This is a genomic window from Mycobacterium talmoniae (assembly GCF_001854525.1).
GTDB lineage: Bacteria > Actinomycetota > Actinomycetes > Mycobacteriales > Mycobacteriaceae > Mycobacterium > Mycobacterium talmoniae.
This window is the reverse complement of the sequence record NZ_MLQM01000019.1, coordinates 21,138-37,602: the sequence shown is the minus strand read 5'-3', so window position 1 is coordinate 37,602 and position 16,465 is coordinate 21,138. Positions and strand designations below refer to the sequence as shown.

16 protein-coding genes and 1 riboswitch are annotated in these 16,465 nt (G+C 71.7%); of the genes, 5 read left to right on the top strand and 11 right to left on the bottom strand.

The annotated features are described in order from the left end of the window. Window positions 1-92: 92 nt before the first annotated feature. The 5 genes from BKN37_RS06225 to BKN37_RS06205 all read right to left on the bottom strand — a co-directional run bounded on the left by BKN37_RS06225 (window position 93) and on the right by BKN37_RS06205 (window position 5,174). On the bottom strand, window positions 93-1,553 hold the full coding sequence (locus BKN37_RS06225) for a protein adenylyltransferase SelO (protein WP_071023367.1): 1,461 nt from the start codon (window positions 1,551-1,553) through the stop codon (window positions 93-95). Window positions 1,554-1,684: 131 nt separating this feature from the next. Continuing rightward, window positions 1,685-2,506, bottom strand: a complete 822-nt coding sequence (locus BKN37_RS06220; RefSeq protein WP_071023364.1) for an SDR family NAD(P)-dependent oxidoreductase — start codon at window positions 2,504-2,506, stop codon at window positions 1,685-1,687. A 1-nt stretch (window position 2,507) separates the two neighbouring features. Then, window positions 2,508-2,990 carry a nuclear transport factor 2 family protein gene (locus tag BKN37_RS06215; RefSeq protein ID WP_071023360.1) on the bottom strand — a complete coding sequence of 161 codons (483 nt, stop codon included), beginning with the start codon at window positions 2,988-2,990 and terminating at the stop codon, window positions 2,508-2,510. Window positions 2,991-3,060: 70 nt separating this feature from the next. Beyond that, window positions 3,061-3,954 carry a lytic transglycosylase domain-containing protein gene (locus BKN37_RS06210; RefSeq protein ID WP_071023356.1) on the bottom strand — a complete coding sequence of 298 codons (894 nt, stop codon included), beginning with the start codon at window positions 3,952-3,954 and terminating at the stop codon, window positions 3,061-3,063. Window positions 3,955-4,400: 446 nt separating this feature from the next. Beyond that, complete coding sequence (locus tag BKN37_RS06205) at window positions 4,401-5,174, bottom strand: hypothetical protein (RefSeq protein ID WP_071023352.1); 774 nt, start codon at window positions 5,172-5,174, stop codon at window positions 4,401-4,403. Window positions 5,175-5,205: 31 nt separating this feature from the next. Beyond that, window positions 5,206-5,315, bottom strand: a riboswitch (SAM riboswitch). A gap of 736 nt (window positions 5,316-6,051) precedes the next feature. Here BKN37_RS06205 and BKN37_RS06200 point away from each other — a divergent pair. Beyond that, window positions 6,052-6,453: a hypothetical protein gene (locus BKN37_RS06200; RefSeq protein ID WP_071023349.1), complete on the top strand. Its 402-nt coding sequence runs from the start codon at window positions 6,052-6,054 to the stop codon at window positions 6,451-6,453. Window positions 6,454-6,464: 11 nt separating this feature from the next. Here the strand turns inward: BKN37_RS06200 and BKN37_RS06195 are convergent, their stop codons facing one another. Both BKN37_RS06195 and BKN37_RS06190 read right to left on the bottom strand, forming a co-directional pair. Continuing rightward, window positions 6,465-7,919, bottom strand: a complete 1,455-nt coding sequence (locus BKN37_RS06195) for an ADP-ribosylglycohydrolase family protein (protein ID WP_071023345.1) — start codon at window positions 7,917-7,919, stop codon at window positions 6,465-6,467. 161 nt (window positions 7,920-8,080) lie between these two features. Continuing rightward, window positions 8,081-9,043 carry a DUF7159 family protein gene (locus BKN37_RS06190; RefSeq protein WP_071023341.1) on the bottom strand — a complete coding sequence of 321 codons (963 nt, stop codon included), beginning with the start codon at window positions 9,041-9,043 and terminating at the stop codon, window positions 8,081-8,083. A gap of 330 nt (window positions 9,044-9,373) precedes the next feature. On the opposite strand from BKN37_RS06190, the gene BKN37_RS06185 reads away from it, so the two are divergent. The 4 genes from BKN37_RS06185 to BKN37_RS06170 all read left to right on the top strand — a co-directional run bounded on the left by BKN37_RS06185 (window position 9,374) and on the right by BKN37_RS06170 (window position 12,153). Beyond that, complete coding sequence (locus tag BKN37_RS06185) at window positions 9,374-9,913, top strand: hypothetical protein (RefSeq protein WP_242657109.1); 540 nt, start codon at window positions 9,374-9,376, stop codon at window positions 9,911-9,913. 100 nt (window positions 9,914-10,013) lie between these two features. Continuing rightward, a complete protein-coding gene (locus BKN37_RS06180; RefSeq protein WP_071023338.1) occupies window positions 10,014-10,205 on the top strand; it encodes a hypothetical protein in 192 nt (63 codons plus the stop codon). A gap of 113 nt (window positions 10,206-10,318) precedes the next feature. Beyond that, complete coding sequence (locus BKN37_RS06175; protein WP_071023335.1) at window positions 10,319-11,170, top strand: acyl-CoA thioesterase; 852 nt, start codon at window positions 10,319-10,321, stop codon at window positions 11,168-11,170. Window positions 11,171-11,277: 107 nt separating this feature from the next. Next, window positions 11,278-12,153: an oxidoreductase gene (locus BKN37_RS06170; protein ID WP_071023332.1), complete on the top strand. Its 876-nt coding sequence runs from the start codon at window positions 11,278-11,280 to the stop codon at window positions 12,151-12,153. A 9-nt stretch (window positions 12,154-12,162) separates the two neighbouring features. On the opposite strand, the gene BKN37_RS06165 is transcribed toward BKN37_RS06170, so the two are convergent. The 4 genes from BKN37_RS06165 to BKN37_RS06150 form a co-directional block, all read right to left on the bottom strand. Further along, complete coding sequence (locus BKN37_RS06165) at window positions 12,163-12,558, bottom strand: tautomerase family protein (protein WP_071023329.1); 396 nt, start codon at window positions 12,556-12,558, stop codon at window positions 12,163-12,165. A gap of 699 nt (window positions 12,559-13,257) precedes the next feature. After that, window positions 13,258-14,547: an adenylosuccinate synthetase gene (locus tag BKN37_RS06160; protein WP_071023324.1), complete on the bottom strand. Its 1,290-nt coding sequence runs from the start codon at window positions 14,545-14,547 to the stop codon at window positions 13,258-13,260. 14 nt (window positions 14,548-14,561) lie between these two features. Further along, on the bottom strand, window positions 14,562-15,551 hold the full coding sequence (locus tag BKN37_RS06155) for a vWA domain-containing protein (protein ID WP_071023320.1): 990 nt from the start codon (window positions 15,549-15,551) through the stop codon (window positions 14,562-14,564). A 5-nt stretch (window positions 15,552-15,556) separates the two neighbouring features. After that, a complete protein-coding gene (locus tag BKN37_RS06150; RefSeq protein ID WP_071023316.1) occupies window positions 15,557-16,384 on the bottom strand; it encodes a protein kinase family protein in 828 nt (275 codons plus the stop codon). Window positions 16,385-16,465 lie beyond the last annotated feature (81 nt).

The window sequence follows — 16,465 nt, the reverse complement described above, 5'->3', positions numbered from 1 at the left end:
TGAGCGCAGTCACTTCACGGCCGCGTCGCCACGACGTTCGCTCACAACCCTGGCGAGCCGCCTGAGCATCGCGCGAGCCGCCGACGTAGGCGTCACGTACCGCAAAACGTCCGGTATGCACCGAAGTCTGATGGCGCCGGCGCGGCGTAGGACTCCAGGCCGACGCGCTCCCGATATGGCTCACCAATCACGTCCAGCAACCGCTGCACCGACGCGAGATCGCCACCCGTCGCGGCCGTCAACGCCTGCTCCACCAGGTGATTGCGCGGGATGTAGACCGGGTTCACCCGATCCATCGCGTCCGGATCTGGCCCCAGCGCCTGCCAGCGCCCCAGCCATTCGTCGAACTCGGCGGGAGCGGCGAACATCGCTCGCGCAGAAGCACTGTCGTCTCGCCCAGCCGCGCTCAATGCCCTAAAGAACGAGGTAAAGTCCACGGCGTTCTCCCGCAGCAACACCAACGCGTCATCAACGACGCTGGTCGCGGCTCCGCCCTCGGACAATCCGAACTTGGCCGCCATCCCGGCCGACCAAAAAGCTTGATAGCGCGGCAGGAATCCCTCGAGGGCGTCCGTCGCCAGCGTCACCGCCTGCGCCTGGTCGTCGGCGAACAGCGGCAGCAGCGCCTCGGCGAAGCGGGCCAGGTTCCACTGCGCGATCCGCGGCTGGTTGCCGTAGGCGTAGCGCCCGGCGTAGTCGATCGAGCTGAACACGGTGGCCGGGTCGTAGGCCTCCATAAACGCGCACGGCCCGTAGTCGATGGTCTCCCCGGAGATCGTCATGTTGTCGGTGTTCATCACCCCGTGCACAAACCCGATCAGCATCCAGCGGGCCACCAACGACGCCTGGGCGTCGACGACCGCTTCGAACAGGGCGACGTAGCGGTTGTCGCCTTGGGCGGCCTGCGGGTAGTGGCGGGTGACCGCGTGGTCGGCCAGCCGGCGCAACAGCCCGAGATCGCCGGCGGCGCGAGCTTGTTGGGCGGCGAGCTGGAAGCTGCCGACCCGCAGGTGGCTGGCGGCGACGCGGGCCAGCACCGCCCCGGGCAGCACGGTATCGCGCTGCACGTCACGCCCGGTGGCCACCACGGCCAGCGAGCGGGTGGTGGGGATGCCCAGCGCGTGCATGGCTTCGCTGGCGAGGTATTCGCGCAGCATAGGCCCCACCACCGCCAGGCCGTCACCGCCACGGGCGAACGGGGTGCGCCCGGAACCTTTGAGCGCCAGATCGCGGCGGCTTTCTGCGCCCAGTTCGCCGAGCAGGAGCGCTCGGCCGTCGCCGAGCACCGGAACGTAGTTGCCGAACTGGTGTCCGGCGTAGGCCTGCGCGACCGGGGTGGCGTCGTCGGCAACGGCCGTGCCGACCAGCAGGCCGAGGCCTTCCGGGCTGCGCAGCCACTCCGGGTCCATGCCTAACTCGGTGGCCAGCGGCTCGTTGAGCACCAGCAGATGCGGGTCTGGTGGCGTCTCGGCCTGCCACGGCACCGCCAGCTCCGGGAATTCGCGGGCGAAGCAGCCGTCGAGGGCGACGGTCGCGGCTGGTGAGAGGCGCACGCTGTTCAGGCTACGGGGCGTTGGGCTGCGGTCGGGGATCCGGCGACAGTAAGCAGTCCTGGTTCACACCAACGGGCCGCCGGACAGCAAGGGACCGATCGCGGCCGATGACGGGCCCCTCACTTCGGCGTTCAGTACAGCGGGCCGCCGCCGAACAGGTCCCGATGCGAGTCGGGTTGGTTACCCGCCACGTCGGTGACGCCGTACTCCAGCGCGGTTTCGGCGGTGATCAGCGTGTGCCCGCTGCGCGCCCCGACCTGCGGGTCGCCTGCCAGCGCGACGATCACCCGGCCGATGAACTCCGGGGTCTCGGCGTTGGCCAGCGAGAAGCCCTGAAACTCGGTGAGCCCCGACGCCACCATCGCCTCGTTTCTCACCAACCCGGGCCACAGCGACAGCGCGCTGACCCCGGTGCCGGCGAGATCGACGGCCATGTCGGCGGCCATCTTGTCCAGCCCGGCCTTGGACATGCCGTAGAGCACCGAATGCAGATGCCCGCGGGTGCCGAACGACGAGATGTTCACGATCAGGCCCGACCCGGCCGGCACCATCAGTTGCGCGGCGTGCACCGACGCCACATAGTGGGCCCGCAACCCCACCCCGATCAGCGAATCCCAGTCGCTGATCGGGCGTTTCCAGAACGGGTCGGTGAACCCGGCGAACCCCTTGGGCGCGGCCCACACGTTGTTGACCAGCAGGTCCAGCCGGCCCTGCTCGGCGGCGATGCGGGCGAACAGGGCGGCGATCTGATCGTCGTCGCGGTGATCGCAGCGCACCGCGATCCCTTTTCCGCCGCGCGCGGTGACTGCGGCGGCGGTGGCGTCCAGCGGGCCGCCGACCCCGACGTCGCCGCGGGCGGTGACGTAGACGGTCCAGCCGTCGGTACCCAACGCCACCGCGATGCCCTTGCCGACGCTGCGGCTGGCGCCGGTGACCAGCGCGACCCGGGTCACCTCAGCACTCCACGACCGCGTCGGGCCCCAGCGGGCGGGTGAGCGACCAGTGCTGCCGGAACTGGCTGCGCGCCATCTTCCAGGCGCCGTCGCACAGCACGTAGTCGTCGTCGTAGTCGCCGGTGAGCAGCCGCTCGGTGCGCTCGATCAGGTTGAGCTGCCGAAACTTCAGCGTCCACCGCCCGGTCGCGCGATCCGGCCCGGTCAGGGTGATGTCCGGGTGCATGCCGTGGTGCATGTCCAGGATCACCGGGCGACCGTCCACGGTGTGCAGCGCGATGCGCCGGAACACCGCGGCCAGGTGGTTGGCGTCGGCGAAGTCGCCCAGCGGGCCGTAGTCGATGTCGGCGCCGTCGGCGATGAAACACGACCGCATGGTGTCGGGATCTTTGGCGTCGCAGGCGCGAAAGTAGCGGTGTTTGAGCGCCTTGATCGCCTCGATCTGCTCGAGTGCCGCCAGGCGTTCCTCGACGGTGCGTGTCATCCGGTGGTCCTCCCGATCGCCGTGGGACAGCTCGCATCATGTCATCGCGATCGATGCACCCCGCGCATCCTCACTGCGGGTGGTTCGCCAGGTACTCACCCACCGGGATCGGTGCGTCGGCCGCGTACCCGATCGGCAGCAGCACGTCCCCGGCCGTGGTGTGGCAGTACACATCCCAGCGGTAGTAGCCGGCGAACGCGGCCGGATCGGCGCCCAGCACGGCGGCGTAGTCGTCGACCGCGCGCACGTACTTCGCGGAGTGGTTGTAGGCGAAGACGGCCCGGTCGGGGTTGGCGGCGAAACCGTTGGCGGCCAACAGGCGCCCGGCGGCCAGGATGGCGTCGTGCGGGGCGAAGATGTCGCCGCCGTCGCCATATCGCGCGAACGTCGCCGGCAGAAACTGCATGGGGCCGCGCGCATCGGCGCTGCTGGCGCCGACGACCCGGCCGAAGGTGGTTTCGATGAAGTTGATCGCCGCCAGGTAGTTCCAGCCGACCCCGGTGGCCGCCTCCGCTTCGTGGTAGTAGCCGAGCAGCTCGTCGGCCGGCGCCGGCGGGTCGATGCGCCACGCCGGCAGCGCGGCCCTGGCGTCGCTGGCCACCAGCGCGACCATCTGCCGGCGCGCGTCGACGTTGTGGTCATAGCCGCCCAGCAGCGGCGCCGGAATCCGCGGGCGCACCACGGCATCCCAGTCCGGATGCCACCCCAGGGCGCGGTAGGCCGCCTGCTGGCGGTGCGCCGCCTCGGTCAGCACCGCATCCGACGCCGACGGGTCACGCAGGGTCTGCTCGGCGGCGACCAGGCTGTCGGCGAGGGCCACGGGGTCCGTGGGCGGCGGCTCCGCGCGAGTCGGCGAGGCGAGTAGCAGTGCTCCCGCGACGAGCAGTGCGCTGCCGCGGACCGGTAAGCGGAACAACGCACGACGACGGGCCACCCCGGTGCGCGTCCCGCTCGTCGCACGCATGCTTCTCCCTCGCTCGCCGGGTCGAGCGCCGCCACCGCGAACCTTTTATAACGCCGGTGATCGTGCGCGACCCGCGGCGCTCAGGCTACCCGTGCGCCGCCTTTTCCCGAGGGCACTCGGTCGGTATTGACGCAGCGCCCGTACGTGCGCATAGCGCCGGCGACCCCAGCGTTCGGCGGGTCTCACCGACTTGGGCATATATGCGTGCGTCCGAGTCTGAGCGACAACCCATAACCGTGCGGCAAATCTGCACGGGCGTCGACCTCCCCGCTGCCGTTGTCGCTCAGACTCGGACGCATCGCTATGTCCTTCCGCGCCGCGGCCCGCCCTTGATGAGCTCATCATGGTGTCCCGCTCGTCCGCTCCCAGCAGACGGCCGCGGGCGGATCACGGCACGGGCCTCGAATGCGGGAAGAAGCACGACTGGGTAGCCATGCGCATCCTCGTCACCGGCTGGCCGTGCCGCGGCGGTCATACCGCCCGTTGAGCAGGTTGGACACCGTGCCCGCCTGCCACTCGCGGCCCGTCGGGGTGCGCTGCCCGGTGGAATTCAGCACCCGGGCGGTGGCCGCCTGCGTGACGCCGCAGCCGTGCACCAGCCAGCGCACGTAACGCTTGAGCATCGGCTGGCGCTGCGCCCACGGTGTCGTCGGCGCCGGAAGCGGCGGTGCACCAACGTCGGTGCTCGGGCGGGCGCCGGCAGGGTCACGTCGAGCACCCGGCGCCGCCCCGGCGTCCGCCACGGCCCGTTCGATTTCGCGGCCGAGGCTGTCTACCCCCACCGCCGCCAGCGCCGCATGGTCGAGCTCGTCGACCGCCTGGACTTCCCGGCGCAGCGCGTAGTCGATTTCGCTGGCCCCGCCGTCGGTCGGGAACGGGTCGAGGTCGCGGCCGGCCCGCAACGTCAGCCCGTGCCGCTGCAGCACCAGACTTAGCCGCCGCCAATGCTGTTCGCGTCCGAGATCCGCGCCCAAGAACGGCACCCAGACGTCGGCCCGGTCGGCGATCGCGCGCCCCAGCGCCGACACCACCGCATCGACCTCGGTCAGCTCGTCGTGCGCGCCGGCTTCACCCGGCGCGAACGCGAACGCGTCGGCGACCACACAGGACTGCTGGGCCGCCAGCTCGGCCAGGTCGTCCCGGTGCCCGCCCACCGTCTCGTGGTCACCGAGCAGAACGACCCGGCTCTCCCCCGTCGCCTGGTGTCGACAATGCCGCATGGTTACCTCCCGCTGTCTGAACCTCGCTGTGGCCGCGCCCGTACCGGCGCCCGTCCGGTGCCGGTCGCTTCGTCATCCGAGCCACCCCGAGCTGGGTTGGCGCGCCGTCGAGTCGGAGCTTGGCGACGGCGTCTCGTGAAGCGGACCCCACGCTAGGCCGGGGCACCGACAAGTCCCGGGTGCTCACCACGGGGCCTAGCGCGAGCGCCTTGTCGGTGCCCGCCGCTAGCGTGACGGCCACCGCGAAAGGAGGAGCCATGCCGGATTTGGCGTCGCCGCAGGCCGTCGAACAATTCGCCGACTTGCCTGCGCGCCACCGCGACCCGCTGCCGTCCTTGACCCCGGAGTGGCTCGACGACGCCCGATGCTCCACGCCGCGCACCCAGCGGCGGGACGGTCCGGGATGCGCCGCGGCCACCGGGACGCCGGGCGGCACCTCAGGTATGGCGTCGACCGTCGGCCTGCGGTATCGTGCGCCGGTGCACACAGCGGCGTGCTCGGCGATGAGCGGCGCGCTGGACGCTACCCCGCCGCCCGTCGAGGGCCACCCGAACAGCAAAGCGCGGCAACCCCTATGGGTGGAGCCGCCGTCGGGGCCCGCAGCCACGGCGCGGTGGGCATTCGCCGCATTCTGCCGCGTCGAGGCCAAATTTGCGCTGGGTAACCAACTCTGGCAGCAAACCCGCGCCCATCCAGACACCCGCCTGACCCGCCGGCGGCCGACCCGCGAATGCGTGCTGGTCGGCGACCGGCCCAGCGAACTGCACGTCGAAGTCGCCGCCGACCGTTACCGGCTGCACCACGACTCCGGGGGGCGATCGCCCACTTGGCCCGCGCGACCCGAGCCGCGAGCCCCCAACCGAAAGGGAAACACTAGGTGGCAACCATCAGTGAGCTGGTCCGAACGACCGGGGTCAGCGTCCTCACCCCGCACGACGGCGACGTCGACATCCCGGTGCTGTCCGGCATGCAGCGCCAGGGCGACGTGCTGGTGTTACCGGCCGCGTACCCGGCGACCACCGCGGTGCCGGCGTCGGGCACCCCGGTGGTGCACGCCGAGAACGGCGGCAACACCCACGTCATCTACGCCGCGGACGGACCGGTCTACTGTGACACCGACGCACCCCACGACCTTCGGGTCGCCAGCCTGACGGTGCCCGACGGCTCCATCGCCTACCTGGGGCATCCCGAGCACGGCTACATGGGGATCGCGCCGGGCAGCTACGAGATCCGCCGGCGACGCGAAATGGGTGCAGCGGCACGGCTGATCGCCGACTGACCCTTCCGGGGTCACGCCCCGCTCCGCGGTTGCAGCCGGCGCAGCGCCGCCCGGAACTCGGGGTTCGGGTCCGCGCCCGGCAACACCGCGCACACGTCGCGCAGCGCGGCATCGACATCGATGCCCCGGGCGCGGGCGCCGTACAGCGCGGCGATGGCCGGGGTGCGGCTGTAGGCCTGCACGCAGTGCAGGAACACGGTGCGGCCCTCCGCGCGCAGCTGCTCGAGCGCGCGCACGGTGTCCAGCAACACGAAGTCCAGGTTGGGGTTCTCCCCCTGCCGGTCGATGAGCCGCACATCGAGGTGCTGGGCCCCGGCGGGCAGATCGGCGTCGGCGACCCGGCACAACGACACCACCGCATCGACCTCCGCCGACAGACTGCCCAGCGCCGCGATCCCGCCGATCCACACCTTCGGGTCGTGCGGATGCGGCACGGCCGCCCGGGCCTGCGGGTAGCCGCTGTAGTCGAGGGGGTCCGGCCGGCCCTTGTCGATGATGTTGTCGGCCAGCTGGATCAGCCCGCGGGTCGTCAACCCCGGCCAGCCGTGCAACATCAGCCGCCAGCGCGCCGGCACCGCCGAGGCCCCGTACACCGCGCCCAGCAGTCCCCCCGCGATCGCGGCCACCGTGTCGGTGTCCCCGCCGCCGCGCACCGCGGCCTCCAGCGCCAACCGCAGATGGTCGGCCCGGAACACTTCCGCGCCGGCCTGCTCGATCGGCACCGGGGTGGTGGCGATCGCCGACCAGGCGCCCTGCAGGGCCGCGACCACCCAGCCGTTGTTGCCGGAAAACGCCGCCGGCGAGGAGTTTTCGGCCTCGTCCAGCCGCGCCGCCCACCGGTTGCGCCGGTCGGCGTCCAGGTGGCCCAGGCCGATCCGGGCGTCCAGCTGCCCGGTCCGCACACCGTGGCGGATCGCGGTGCACCACAGCACGCAGGCGTCTCCGGCGTCGGGGTCGTAGTGGGTCAGTTCGCTGATCACCCGGGCCGCGTTGACCAGGGCGGCCCCGTCGTCGAGGTAGGCCAGCGTCACCGGCGCGGTGCGCATCAGCGACCCGTTGCCCGCGGTGCGGCCGCTGCGCTGGTGCAGGGCCGCGGCCTCGGCGCGCACGGTGCGGGCGCTGATCCCGCGCTGCGCGGCGGCGGCGAGCACCGAGCGGGTTTGCACGCCGACGTCCTTGGCGTTCTGGGCCCAGCCGTGCCAGCGGTCGACGATGCAGTCCAGCGCCGCCTCGGCGGCCAGATCCGTGCCGGTGGCGGCGATCTCGGCGATCGCGATGGCCATCGAGGTGTCGTCGGTCCACTCGCCGGGGGCAAACGGGCCCAGCCCGCCGCCGATCATCGCGACCGGTTGATCGGGTGCGCGCGGGCCCTCGAACTCATACCCGGCGCCCAGCGCGTCGCCGGCGGCGGTGCCCAGCAGGGTGCCGCAGGCCCGATCCCGTTGTGCAGCGGTCAAATCGGTCACGACGCCTCTCCTGTCGCCAAGCCTCCCGCGGAAGGCGCTCGGGTCACCTACCGGTCGGTGGGCGCGCCGGTCCGGTCACGGTGGATCCGACCGTCGTGGTGCGGTGGGCCTCGCGCGGGCCGGCGGCGCAGCAGGCGGGAGCGGGCGCGGTGCTCACCGGCCTAGCGGAAGGGGTTGAGCCGCGGGAGCTTTTCTTTGATGCGGTCGCGGATGCGCGGCGGGGGCGCCGGCGCGGCCGGCGGAACGTAGACCGGCGGCTGCTCTTCGAGCAGCGGCTGCAGCATCGACGGCTGCGCGGCGGGGGCCACCGTGGGTTTAGCCCTCGGCGGGGTGGCCGGGGTTTGGTGGGCGGCGGTGCTGTGCTGCGGGTGCCGCGGCGACGACGGCTGCAGGCGCGGCGCCACGGCCAGCGACAGCGCGACGACCAGCACCACGACCGCGGCGGCCAGCACCGACGCCAGCACCCGCACCCGCGGATTCCGCGGCGGCATAACCGGCGCGGCGGGAACGGTGTCCGCGCGCGCCGCCGCCAACGCCGCGCCGCGCGGCAGCGCGAAGTCGGCTTCGGCGGCGGTGATGACCGGGATCCCGGTCTGGTCTTGCAGCGCGGCGACGACGGCGTCGGCGTCCCCGGAGCCCAGCACGAAGATCGCGTCGGGCCGCGGGCGCACCCCGTGCACCGCCGCGCGGATCGGCTCGATCGGCGGTTTGGCGTCGGTGCTAGGGAGGCGCTGCGCGGTCACCCGTCGGGCGTTGACCGTGGCGACGACGGTGGCGCCGGGTTCCACCGCGCACACCACCAGGAAGTCGTAGCCGGCCAGGTCGGCGATGCCGCTGGCGAGCAGCTCGGTGGCCGCGACGTCGCTGACCGCGTGCGCGGTGCCGCCCAGCGCGGTTTGCACCTTGGCGGCGGCGGCTGCGGCGTCCGGGCTCCAGGTGAGCCCGACCGCGTGCAGATCCGCGCCGTCGACCAGCGTCGCGAGCAGGGCGTCGGCGTCAAAGGCATCGATGTCGCCGATGCCCAGCGCACCGCGGTCGACGGCGTCGCCGTCGCCGGTGACACCGTCGACCAGCACCCACCGGACAACGGTCGATGTCATCGAAAGACCGAGCACCCGGTCCATGGATGGCCTCCGATCGTCTGCGGACCGCATCCGAGGCTACCGATAGCGCGCCGGGGTGGCTGGTGGCGCCCCGTGTCGGGTCGGGCGGGTTTCCTGCGGCAGCCCGCCATGTTGCTTCGCTTCAGCCACATCCGCCACTGCTACCCCGAATCTCCGACCATGACCGCGCGCTGGAAAACGATGGCGCATCCGATACCACGGCGGCGGTAGGCGACCGGTCTCATCGAGCAGAGCCGACCTATGACATGTTCGGCCCGCTTAGACCGTCATCCTCGCTCCTCGCATGGCGCCGGCCGATGTCGTTGCGGTGAGCTAACCTGCCCAGTCAACATGACCGCGGTCGAGTTCTTCGTGGATGAGTCCCGTCGCCGGGACTATCTTCTGTGTGCGGCAGTGGTTGCCGATCACGACCTCGACTCCGCCCGTAAGGTGATGCGCGATCTCAAGCCGAGGAACCGAAACCGCCTTCACCTGAAAGACGAGACCCGCAATCGTGATCGTCTCATCGCCGATTTCGTCCGTTTACGTCCCGTCGCCCAGGCTCACATCTTCGTCGGCAGAATGCAGGGCACCCGGCGAACGGAACGCGAGGTGCGAAGTCAATGCCTCGACGCTCTGGCCTGTTGCGCGGCTGACGCCGGGGCAACGCGGATTCTGGTGGAATCCTGCTCGCAGGATAAGCAGGACAAGGCAGCCCTCACCGGCGCCTTGGCACGAGTTGACGCTCTCGATCGGGTCCGAGTCGCTATAGACGCGCCAACCTCTCACGAACTGCTGTGGGCGGCGGACCTCATCGCGTGGGCGTACGGCACGGGCGGCGCGCTACGCAACCTTGTTGCGCCGCTTGTCACAGTCCACACCGTGGTCTGAAAACGCGAGAGCCGGGCGACCTCGCAAAACGTGCGGGCTCCCGGCTCCACTTCCCCGGCTCTTCACCAAGGCATTCTCAACGATACACCCACCGCGCGCAATGACGCTCCGCGGCGACCTGGCTGGCATTCAGCCACATCCGCCACAGCTGCCCCGAATCTCCGACCATGACCACGCGCTGGAAAACGATGGCGCATCCGATATCACGGCGGCGGTGTGGGACGCGCTCGCGGTGCGCAAGTTCGCGCAGGGCTGGCGCCGCAAGCCCGGCCGCCCGCGCACCCCGCGCTAACGCCCAGTTGTCGCTCAGACGCGGACGCAACACCACACCCTTCCCGCGCGGCGACGCCTGAGGCAGATGTGACTGCCCGACGTCCCCGGCGGCGGCTGCGGCATCATGACCGGGTGCCCTACCCGACCCTGGCCGACATCGTCGCCACCCTCGACGTCGACCGCATCGCCGACCAGCACTTCGTGGCCACCCAGCTCGACAATCCCGCCCACCACATCGTCGGCGGGCACATCGCGGCCCAGGCGCTGATGGCGGCGAGCCGGACCGCGCCCGGCCGCACCCCGCACAGCGTGCACGTCTACTACATCCGGCCCGGCGACGCCCGTCGCCCGGTCGACCTGCACGTCGACGTGGCCCGCGACGGCGGCACGCTGTCGACCCGGCAGGTCACCGCCCGCCAGGACGGCCAGATCCTGCTGGAGGCGCTGGCGTCGTTCAGCGCGCCGGTGCCCGCCCCCGACTACCACCAGCCGCTGCCCGACGTGCCCGACCCCGATGCGCTGCCCCCGATGCAGCAGCAGCTGGCCGACTACGCCGACGAACTCGACGGGCACTGGGTGCAGCCGCGCCCGTTCGAGCTGCGCTACGTCGACCCGCCGCCGCGGCTGGCGCTCGAGCTGCCGGCGCCGTCCCCGCGGATCCGGCTGTGGTGGAAGCCCGCCGGCCCGGTACCCGACGACGCCGCGCTGCCCAGCTGCCTGCTGACCTATCTGTCCGGCACCACCATGGTGGAGACCGCGCTGGCGATGCGGCGGGCCACCCCGGTCAGCACGTTCAACGCGCTCATCGACCACGCGCTGTGGTTCCAGCGGCCCATCGACCTGTCGGATTGGGTGCTGTCGGACCAGTTTTCGCCCAGCGGCGTGGCGGGACGCGGCCTGGCGACGTCGACGATGTACAACCGGGCCGGGCAGCTGGTCGCGACCGCGACCCAGGAGCTGTATTTCGGCCGGGGCACCACCTGACCGGGCCGGCCCCGGCGCCAGCGTGCGCAAAATGCCAGCCCCAGCCGGGTGGCGACTACATTTGTGCACGCTCGCGGAAGAAGGACCCCCACGGAAGGCAGACGCGCATGGCCTGGCAACCAGCTGACATCCCCGACCAGCACGGCCGCACCTTCGTGGTGACCGGCGCCAACGGCGGGCTCGGCGAGATCACCACCCGGGTGCTGGCCGGCAAGGGCGCCACCGTGGTGATGGCCTGCCGCAACGTCGCCAAGGCCCAGCCGATCGCCGACGACATCGACGGCGACGTGACGGTGGCCGCCCTGGATCTCGCCGACTTGGCGTCGGTGCGCGAATTCGCCGACCAGCAAACCGGTTTCGACGTGCTGATCAACAACGCCGGGCTGATGAACATCCCGTTTCGCCGCACCGTCGACGGCTTCGAAACCCAGTTCGGGGTCAACCACCTGGGCCACTTCGCGTTGACCGGGCTGCTGCTGGACAAGATCAGCGACCGGGTGGTGACGCTGTCGAGCATCGCGCACCGCCAGACCCCCAAGCTGTGGATCGACGACCTGAACTATGAGCACCGCCGCTACCAGCGCAACCTGGCCTACGCCCAATCCAAGCTGGCCAACCTGATGTTCGCCCGCGAGCTGCAGCGGCGGCTGGCCGCGGCTGGGTCGACCAAACGCTCCTACGCCGTACACCCCGGGGTGTCGGGCACCGACCTGTTCACCAAGACCGAGACGCTGCTGGATCTGGTCGCCAAGCAGGGCGCCCGGCTGGTCGGCCAACCCCCGGAGCGGGCCGCGGAGTCGACGCTGTTCGCCGCGACCATGCCGGACGCCGACCCGACGATCTACTGGGGGCCCAACCGATTACGGCAGACCCGCGGCCCGGTCGAGCCCTGCCCGTCGAGCCGGCTGTCCCGCAATGAGACGCTGTGGCGCCGGCTTTGGGAGGAGTCCGAGAAGCTGACCGGCGTGAGCTACGAGCTGTAGCGGCCGGGGTTACACGTTGACCTGAAAACCCAGGTCGACGTCGCAGGCGGCGCGCCCGCCGCGGATGCCCCAATTCTCCGGCACGCTCTCGCGCAGCAGGATCCGGACGTGGTCGGCGGGGACACCGAGTTCGGCGAGCCGACGCACGATCTCGCCGTAGAGGTTCCGTTTGGCGTCCACCGATCGGCCGGCGAAACAGTCGATGGTCACCAGGGTGTAGCGCTCCGGGTGCGTCAGGTTCGGCGAGTGGGCGAACCGATGCGGCTCGTGGGCGACCAGCCGCACGTTCTTGTCCGCGGCCGGGATCTGGAACGCGGCCACCAGCGCGGCGTGGACCGCATCGATGAGGGCGACTTCTTCGGCGGGCGTGTAGTGGCGGCGAACCTCGATCAGTGAGCTGGGCATGCGGTGGATCGTTGCACACCAGGGGTCGGTGCGTCATCCGAGATTCGTGCGGCGGCGCCGGTCCCCCCGCGTCGTCCCACCGCCACACCGACGCCGGCCGGCCGGTGCCGCGGGCTTGTGCGGTGTCGCCGGTGCGGACCAGCCCGGGGGTGGCGCGCAGGGTGCGGTTGAAGTTGCCGCGGTCGACCGGGCGGCCGTGCAGCGTCTCGGCGGCGGCCAACGCCCGGGTCACCGGGAACCGGTCGCCCAGCAGCGCCCGGGTGAACGGCAGGTCGTGAAACAGCTTGTCGGCCAGGATCACCCGGGTGTCGTGCAGGATCCGGTTGTGGTCGAACGCCAACACCGGCTGGTGGTCGAGGTCGATCCAGGTGACGGCGGGGTCGGCCCAGTCGTCGGCGAGCACCGCGAACATGGCGATCGACAGCGTCGGGCCGCGCGGGTCCCGGTGCGGGGCGTCGAACACCCGCAGCTGCCCCACCGTCCGCACCGCCGACGCCGGGGCGCCCAGCTTGGCGGACAGCGCCCGCTGCGCCGACTCGGTGAGCAGCTCCCCGCGGCCGTGCAGCACTCCCGGCAGCGCCAGCGTGCCCTGCTCGGGGTCCCACGGCCGCGGTCCGACGCCGACGGTGGGCCTCGCGTCGGTGCCCGGAAAGTGCAGCGCGACAACGTCGACCGAGGTCAGCGACAGCTCGCTGGGGGTCACGCCGCCACCGCCAACGCGCGCACCGCCCGATCGGCCCGGTCGGGGCCGTCGGCGCCCAACACCACCGGGGAGCCCAGCGCCCGCTCGACGTAACCGAGAAACCCCTCGACCGACGCCGGGACCGGCCCCAGCACCGGGTCGGCGGTGGCCAGCAGGTCGGTGAGCCGCCGCTGGTAGCCCAGGTCGCGCCACGGCCCGCAGTCGACGCCGGTGAGCGGGCCGGCGGCGGTGCGGTAGCCCACGGCGGCCCGAAGCGGGGCGCGGTCCAGCGCGTCGAGGTGGGTGACGGCCAGCCCGTCCACCCCGCCGCAGGCGGCAATCGCGTAGCGCAGCAACAGCGGATCGAACGCGCCCACCCGAAACGCGCCCTGGTAGGCGCCGGTGCCGTTGTGCGGCTCGGGCAGCAGCGCGCCCAGCGCGGGGTCCTCGGTGGGGAACGGGCCGGCGCCGTGCCGGGTCAGATAGCTGCGGGTGACGCCCAGCACGTAGCCATGCTGCCCGATCTCGGCCAGCATGGCCCGGGCGTGGGACGGCTCCACCGTCGACCAGGTGGTGTGCGGGTGCAGGCCGCGCCATTCGTCGAGCAGCACGCCCTGGGCGCCCTCGAACATCAGCCGGCCCCGGCCGGCCAGCGACCGCAGGTAACCCGGCCCGACAATCTCGACGGTGCCGGCGAATTCGCGGTACATCTCGACCATCGCGTCCAGCGCGGGATAGCGGTGCGGGCTGCCGGCCAGCAACCCGGCGTAGTGCGCGGCCAGCGCGGTCAGCTTGGCGGCAAGCAGGTCGGGGTGGCGGCAGTCGCCGACTGTGGGCGCGTCGTGCTCCAGCGCATACCCGGCGGTCTCCCCGATCCCCTTGCCGCAGGAGCCGTGCCGGGCCGCGCCGCGGGCGTCCTCGCGGGCCCGGTTGGCGGCCACGTGAATCGGGGTGGTCAGCAACGCCGCCGCGTCGACGGCCAGCAACCCCAACGGGTCGGCGACACCCAGCGCGGCGAGGTCGCGGGCCTCGCCGGCCAGCGCGATCGGTTCGACCAGCATGTGTGCGGAGAGGAAGGTCGCGATGCCCGACAACGTGCCGGACCCGAACTGGGAAAACGTGTGGTGCACCTCGCCGACGACGACGTTGTGGGCGGCCTGCGCGCCGCCGTTGAACCGGACCACCGCGGCCACGTCGAGCCCGGCGGCCGGTGAGCACAACCAGTCCACCGTCGCGCCCTTGCCGGCGTCCCCGAACCCCAGGTCCACCACGATCGGGTGCCGGTCGCCGAAGATGTTGTCGGGCATCACAACTCCTTTGCTCAGGTGGCGGTGACGACGTCGTCGTCGCCGTCGAGGTCGGCCGGCAGCGCGGTGGTGCTGACCGTACCGCGGTCGGCGGCCACCCGGGTCAGCGCTTTGCGCACCGACGCGGCTTCGTTGGGCGACCCGACGTCGATCAGGTCGGCCAGCCCCGCACCCAGCTCGACGCTGTCCTCCTCGACGCCGATCGTCAGCGCGATCAGCTCGCACACCGCCGCCGGGTCGTCCAGGCACAGGAAGCGTTCGCCGAGCAGCCCGCGCCAGTGGTCGGCGATCTCGGTGTCGTCGTAGTAGTACGAGGAGCCGGGCAGCACGAAGTACACGTTCCAGCGTCGTTGCAGTTCCCGGTAGATGGAGGCGACGTCGATGTCCTCGGCGACGTCGTCGCCGATCACCGCCCGCACGTGCCGGGCCGCCAGCCGGGGCTTGTTGAGTTCGTCGCCGACGATGAACACATACCCCTTCTTGCCGCGCTTATCCCAGGCGTCGGTGGCGGTGTGCCGGGCCAGGAAGTAGGCGGCCAGCTCGTAGCTTTCCGACTTTTGGCCTCCCCCACCGCCTTCCAGGAACACGGTGCGCAGCTGGTCGTCCATCGCGTTGTCGGCTTCGAACTGGCCGACCTGCAGCGGCACCATGTCGGTGTCGGCGTCGCCGATCGCCCCGAACAGGATCTGCGGGTCGGCGGCGTAGCCCTTGCGCTGCAGCAGGCCGTGCAGCTTGCCCAGCTTCTGCTGCATGATGCGCGGGATGGTGCCCATCGACCCGGTCACGTCGAACAGCACCACCACCGGCAGCGAGTCGGGGTGATCGGCCGAATCCCGGGATTCCCGGTAGGCCACCCCGTGCGGGTCCAGGCCGGGGTCCACCCGCCATTGCGAGCGTGGCAGCGCGCGCAGGTCGTCGGTGTAGGAGAAGTCGGACTGTCCGCGCGCGGCGCGGTAGGTGTGTGCGGCCCGGTAGGTGTCGTCGTCCCAGTAGCCAAATCCCATGTCGGTTACCTCCCTTTCTGGGGCAGCTCGAACGGCCGGAAGCGGCGCTTCCCGTAGAGCCGGTCGAGCAGGTCGTCGAATTCGCCGATCAGGGCGGCCGCGTCGGGGCGGCGCCGCGGCGAGCGCTGTCGACAGCCGCGGCTGAACCGGCGCAGCGGCTCGGGTGCGGCGGGTCCGAGTAGCTGATCCATCAGCGCGTGGACCATGTACACGTCGGATTCGCCGGACACCGGCTCGCCGGCCAGCGCCTCGGGCGGATACAGCCGCTCGTCGGTGCTGGTGCGGGCGGCCAGCCGCTGCCCGGCCCCGGTGGCGAACGACCAGCCGGCCAGCACCACCCCGTGCGCGGCCGGGTGGATGAGGATGTTGGCGGGGGTGAGCGCGCCGTGCACCCAGCCCGCGGCGTGCACGGCGGCCAGCGCCCGCAGCAGCCGGCGGTGCATCCAGGCGTAGTCGCGCGGGTCCAGGCCGTCCGGGTAGGCGGCGGCGACGTCGGCCAGCGTGACGAACCCGTCGAGCAGCGGGGCCAGCACGCTGACCCGGCGGGCGGCGCCGGTGGCGTCGTCGTGGTGGGTGAGCGTGTCGGTGAGCCGGGTCAGATACGGCGGCAGCCAGGTTTCGGCGGCGGCCAGCTCTGCGAGGTCGCGCAGCGCGGCCTGTTCGGCCTCGATCAGCATGTTGGAGCGCGGTTTTCGGGGCAGTTTCAGCATCACCTGGGCGCCGTCGGCGGTGGTGGCGGTGTACAGGTTGGCCACCGAGCCACGCCGGTGCAACGGTCCCAGCCGGTAGCTCTGGCTGCTCGACGCCAGCGTGGTGACTTGGTCGGTGTTCATTGTTTTAGTGTATACGACTAGAACTCTGGTTGGCGACACCGCTTGCGTGCGGCCCGCCCCCGCCGCCGAGCAGACGCAAAT

What these genes read in the sequence shown, in the direction of transcription:
- BKN37_RS06190 (WP_071023341.1), bottom strand. Translation starts at nt 9,043, where the DNA reads ATGGACCGGGTGCTCGGTCTTTCGATGACATCGACCGTTGTCCGGTGG.
- BKN37_RS06165 (WP_071023329.1), bottom strand. Translation starts at nt 12,558, where the DNA reads ATGCCCAGCTCACTGATCGAGGTTCGCCGCCACTACACGCCCGCCGAA.
- BKN37_RS06155 (WP_071023320.1), bottom strand. Translation starts at nt 15,551, where the DNA reads ATGGGATTTGGCTACTGGGACGACGACACCTACCGGGCCGCACACACC.
- BKN37_RS06150 (WP_071023316.1), bottom strand. Translation starts at nt 16,384, where the DNA reads ATGAACACCGACCAAGTCACCACGCTGGCGTCGAGCAGCCAGAGCTAC.
- BKN37_RS06185 (WP_242657109.1), top strand. Translation starts at nt 9,374, where the DNA reads ATGACCGCGGTCGAGTTCTTCGTGGATGAGTCCCGTCGCCGGGACTAT.
- BKN37_RS06180 (WP_071023338.1), top strand. Translation starts at nt 10,014, where the DNA reads ATGACGCTCCGCGGCGACCTGGCTGGCATTCAGCCACATCCGCCACAG.
- BKN37_RS06170 (WP_071023332.1), top strand. Translation starts at nt 11,278, where the DNA reads ATGGCCTGGCAACCAGCTGACATCCCCGACCAGCACGGCCGCACCTTC.
- BKN37_RS06210 (WP_071023356.1), bottom strand. Translation starts at nt 3,954, where the DNA reads ATGCGTGCGACGAGCGGGACGCGCACCGGGGTGGCCCGTCGTCGTGCG.
- BKN37_RS06215 (WP_071023360.1), bottom strand. Translation starts at nt 2,990, where the DNA reads ATGACACGCACCGTCGAGGAACGCCTGGCGGCACTCGAGCAGATCGAG.
- BKN37_RS06160 (WP_071023324.1), bottom strand. Translation starts at nt 14,547, where the DNA reads ATGCCCGACAACATCTTCGGCGACCGGCACCCGATCGTGGTGGACCTG.
- BKN37_RS06205 (WP_071023352.1), bottom strand. Translation starts at nt 5,174, where the DNA reads ATGCGGCATTGTCGACACCAGGCGACGGGGGAGAGCCGGGTCGTTCTG.